The following is a 3,478-nucleotide window of genomic DNA, read 5'->3' as shown; positions in this document are numbered from 1 at the left end:
CATTATGCAAAGCAATTAGTTATGTAAAGTGATAAACAATAATGCGGCTTTAGTTGGGCGTTACTGCATAATTTTTGGTTATATCACTTTACATAATAATATCAGAATCTTTTGAGCCAACTGATCAAATTTTCATCCTTCAACCACATTGCTTCCTCATCAGGATTGACATCAACATAGGCTTTCTCTAATGCGTCACGTTTCTGCTTAGAGTCCGCCCGCGCATATATTTCCGTGGTCACAACTGAAACATGACCAAGAATATCCCGGATATAAACCAAGTTTATACCTGCCTGGAGAAGATGCATAGCCTTAGAATGACGAAGGGAATGTGGGCTGATATTGTCCGGTATCAATAACGGATTTCCAGCCCTTGCCTTACTGGCATACTTTTCAAGTATATAACCTATCCCTGCACGGGTTAACTTTTCCTTTCTACTATTAAAGAATAAAGGATAATGATTGGCAAATGGTTCATTTAGCCTGTTTTCTTTCATGTACCGCTGTAGATGTTCGGTTTGGGCATCCAACATTGGAACCAATCTCGCTTTGTTTCCTTTTCCAATAATCTTAACGGTTGCTGGTTTATTCAGCCTTAGTGATAACGGCGTCAGGTCTATAATTTCCTGTACCCTCGAACCAGTATCATACATCAAGGAAAGTAAAGACAAATCACGTCTGCCCCGGTGAGTTGAGGTGTCAGGTTGCTGCAATAATAGCTTTATACCGTCGATTGATAAGTAACTCATGGTTTCCTTTTTAGCAGCCTTGAATTGAATGGATAGAATTTTCTGGCATTCATGAAGGTGTTCCAAACTCTCATGTTGTAGGTATGAATAGAAAGAATGAATCGCAGCCAATCGAGCGTTTCGTGTTGATGTGCTGCACTTTCTATCTTTCTGTAGCCAATCCAGGAATTCCAGAATGGTTCCTTTTGTTATTGCACTTAATGTAAGCTTCTCTATTTTTAACTTCTTAGCTTCCTGGATATACTTTAAGAGCAGAACAAATGTGTCTCTATATGCTGCTATCGTATTAGCACTGGCTCCTTTTTCATTTGGTAAATATCTGGAAACGTAATCCGATATATATTTAGAAAAATCAGTTGGCTTCATAGTTTCGGTATTTAGGGAATACATCAAGACAGATCATATCAACATCCTTTATCAGATCGGGAAACATACTTGCGGTTAAACGAACATAATGGTTCGTTGCCCCAAGAGATCCATGTCCCAGATAATTAGAAAGGATGGGGAGTGAAACATACAGATCAATACCAGATTCCGCCATAGTGGCAAGAGCGGTAACAGCAAATGTGTGTCTAAGATCATGGATTCGGGGGCTTTCAGTTGTACCGTGCAGAATTCCTGCAAGATCCAAACACTTTTTGAACCACCTGTTTACACCCTGGCCGCATTTCATTCCGTTGGCTTTAATAAAGAAGTACTCCGAATTCTTTTGAACATCAGGAAGTCTGTCCCTGTGCCATATATATTCTTTACACAAGGAAGAAAGGGATGCTGCAATAGGGATTATACGTTCCTTACCATTTTTACTATCCCTGACCAGAAGGTAATTGTCCTCGATATTTACATCTTCGTTTTTTAGGGCTATAGCTTCTCCAATTCTTAGTCCAGTACTATATAGTAATCTCAATAGCAAAGGCATACAAAAAAGGCAGCTATGGCTATTTGTTATTTTTAACCTGAGGCTATCACAAGCGGCGAATATTGCATCTATTTGCTCTTTTGAGTACACATAAGGAATAAAGGTGTGATGAGGAATTGGTGGCAGTTTAGGAACATAAGATTCAATTCCCAGATCTCGAATATATGAAGACAACTGGATCAGAAAGCCTATTCTATTGTAGCGGTTACAGTCGCTTTCATTAGACTTTTTATCCGCCCAATTATCGGCAAAGTCTTTGGTTATACCTGCGGAAGTATCACCTCTTTCCAGAGCAAAAAGGTCAATTTTATTAAGATAGAATATACCAGAGGAATATTCGAAGCCTAGTTTACGTTTAAGTTGAATGAACTGTTTTATGTGGGGTGCATAAATGCTGTGAAAGACCTTATCCATAAAAAACACCTCCATTCTGGTCATAGAAGCCAGCGGCAATCAGTGGCACATCAACCATGCATTGCTTCATTGATTTTAGGTCAATCCGTAAGTAATACCTTGTCGATTCGGTGCTTTTATGTCCGAGTACCTCAGAAATCACGGGGAGGATCGTGCTTTCCTCCAGCATTCTGAACCCAAGACTATGGCGTAGCGAATGGGGTCCAAACCTTCTATTCTTTATGTCTATGCCCGCTTTGATAAACGCTCTCTGGACAACATGAGTAACGACATTACTCGTAAAAAAAGATGTGTATGGGGTTCTGGCAGATAAGAAGATAAAGGCTTCTTCTGACACTGGCCTGCTATATTTTAGATAATCGATCAACGCATTTCCTACATCGGCTAAAATCGGTAAAACCAGTTCCCTGCCAGTTTTATATTGGTGCATTTTTATCGTTGAGGTCTGCCAATGCAGATTTTCAAATTTTAACCTACATATATCAGAAGCCCTAAGCCCCAGTCTGGCCGCTAAAAGTATAATCGCATAGTTACGTTTTCCAATGGCTGAAAACCTATCAGCTGATGCAATTAGCCGCTCTATTTCTTCTTTGGTATATGTAGAAGGGAGTTTGGCCTGGTTTACCGATTTATATCTGGGGATTCCCCGAGCGTAATCCTTTTTAAGGATCTTTTGTTCAAATAGGTATTTTGTAAACCCCCTGATAGTCATTAAAGTATTTTGGACCCCTGTTTTATATTGGGTATCTAATTGATTTATAAACTGCAGGAGAACAGCCAGATCTACTTCTTCAATATTTGTAATCTCATGTTTTGTACAATATTCATGAAGCTTCAAAAGGTTTCGCTTATGACAACTTAAGCTAATGACATGTAGGCGCATTACTGTTTTTTTGTATTCGATATAGCTGTTGATAATTTCACCAATTGGCCCGTCAAAGACAATCGGCTTTAATTTTGGGCGCACTAACAGCTTGACTTTACCATGCTCTATGAAGTCCATTAGCATTTTTATTCCATTATAAAGCCGTATTTCTCGAGACTGAAGTTCTCTTTTTAATCGACTTTTAAAATGATATTGAAAAAGCTCCTTTTCAACATCGGAGGAATAATATTGGTAACCTTTTGAATCCATGAAGAAGCGGATTTGCCTCCAAATCCTTTGATATTCTTCAATAGCAGGGGGTGAAAAGAAAAGTTGAGACTCTAGATACTCAGCTACTTCACCGGTTAGGACATTGAAATCCTTAAATCGTTCGATCATATACAATTAATTTTAATGAATAATTGCAATGGTACTCAAACAATATTATGTAAAGTAATATCCTAAAATTGCTTTAACTATCAATCGATTATACAGATACTTTACATAACTAAATGCTTTGCATAATGCGCC

Annotated in this window: 3 protein-coding genes; all 3 read right to left on the bottom strand. The window is 38.5% G+C overall.

Annotated features, from left to right (window positions below; all coding sequences use genetic code 11):
* Nucleotides 1-101: 101 nt before the first annotated feature.
* The 3 genes from ABIB40_RS20495 to ABIB40_RS20485 are packed head-to-tail and all read right to left on the bottom strand — an operon-like array spanning nt 102 to nt 3,346.
* Nucleotides 102-1,115, bottom strand: coding sequence for a site-specific integrase (locus ABIB40_RS20495; RefSeq protein WP_354361793.1), 1,014 nt, complete (start codon nt 1,113-1,115; stop codon nt 102-104).
* A complete protein-coding gene (locus ABIB40_RS20490) occupies nt 1,102-2,082 on the bottom strand; it encodes a tyrosine-type recombinase/integrase (RefSeq protein ID WP_354361791.1) in 981 nt (326 codons plus the stop codon). The genes ABIB40_RS20495 and ABIB40_RS20490 overlap by 14 nt, the downstream gene beginning before the upstream one ends.
* Nucleotides 2,075-3,346: a site-specific integrase gene (locus ABIB40_RS20485; RefSeq protein ID WP_354361789.1), complete on the bottom strand. Its 1,272-nt coding sequence runs from the start codon at nt 3,344-3,346 to the stop codon at nt 2,075-2,077. Before ABIB40_RS20485 ends, ABIB40_RS20490 begins: the two co-directional genes overlap by 8 nt.
* Nucleotides 3,347-3,478: the final 132 nt, after the last annotated feature.

It is taken from the genome of Pedobacter sp. UYP30 (genome assembly GCF_040547165.1).
Lineage (GTDB): Bacteria > Bacteroidota > Bacteroidia > Sphingobacteriales > Sphingobacteriaceae > Pedobacter.
The sequence above is the reverse complement of the archived record's forward strand: the minus strand, read 5'-3'. Positions and strand labels throughout refer to the sequence as shown.

What these genes read in the sequence shown, in the direction of transcription:
- ABIB40_RS20485 (WP_354361789.1), bottom strand. Translation starts at nt 3,346, where the DNA reads ATGATCGAACGATTTAAGGATTTCAATGTCCTAACCGGTGAAGTAGCT.
- ABIB40_RS20490 (WP_354361791.1), bottom strand. Translation starts at nt 2,082, where the DNA reads ATGGATAAGGTCTTTCACAGCATTTATGCACCCCACATAAAACAGTTC.
- ABIB40_RS20495 (WP_354361793.1), bottom strand. Translation starts at nt 1,115, where the DNA reads ATGAAGCCAACTGATTTTTCTAAATATATATCGGATTACGTTTCCAGA.